The 928-nt window shown below is 33.0% G+C and carries 1 protein-coding gene; it reads right to left on the bottom strand.

What is annotated here, in order from left to right; translation table 11 throughout:
• The coding region (locus tag PLJ10_13250) for a PASTA domain-containing protein (GenBank protein ID HOK10612.1) at positions 1-648 on the bottom strand (648 nt) is incomplete at its 3' end.
• Between the last annotated feature and the right edge of the window lie 280 nt (positions 649-928).

The raw sequence follows: 928 nt of genomic DNA, 5'->3' as shown, positions 1-928 counted from the left end.
AAATAAGCCTTCAATAACTCCTTCACCTTCTTGAATACCTTCCGTAACACCTTCTATTATACCTTCTCCTTCTGTAACACCTTCGACCACTCCTTCGCCCTCAAATAAGCCTTCAATAACTCCTTCACCTTCTTGAATACCTTCCGTAACACCTTCTGTTACACCTTCGGCCACTCCTTCGCCCTCAAATAAGCCTTCAATAATCCCCTCTGGTATCCCTTCCAGCATGCCTTCAACAAAGCCTTCAACAACTCCTTCAGGGATACCTTCTATATAACCCTCACCTTCATAAGAATATGGACCTAATGATACTAATAAATATATGTCATCTTCCTCCCATACTAAACTGCCTGCTATAGGTGTTTGGTCCATTACAATACCATAAGGGACAGAATCAGAATAATCATAAAATAAATATATATTATAGAATCCTAATAATTGTAATTCTTCATAAGCTGAATAGATGTCAGTACCGATTAAATATGGAACAGTAACTAATGTTAATGATTTACTTAAATTTTTTTCCTCAGGCAAAGAATATACAAATTTATTCTGCAATTCTGAGGCTACAGTTATGCCTGTTAACATCATAATCAAAAGGAATAACAATGATAGAACACGACCCTTATAACACAATATCTTTTTCATTTTTAACCTCCTTAGATTTATTTATTTAACACATACTATAATTATATATGCCAAAATTTTTAGAATCAATTTTTATAGGGCCATTATTGTATTTAGCATATTTAATAAATCTTGCAAAAATGGATCTATAGAAACCTTTTTAATGATTTGTTAATGGGATTTTATTTATGTAAAGGGTTTTTTATGATATTGTGGGTTGTTCTACAACGGGGACAAATTATTTTACCTTGGTAATTGGGAGGGATTTTTAGTATTACTCCGCATGAGCATTTTAGGAAAT

This window comes from Candidatus Hydrogenedens sp., from assembly GCA_035361075.1.
Taxonomy (GTDB): Bacteria; Hydrogenedentota; Hydrogenedentia; order Hydrogenedentales; family Hydrogenedentaceae; genus Hydrogenedens.
This window is presented reverse-complemented; position numbering and strand designations above follow the sequence as displayed.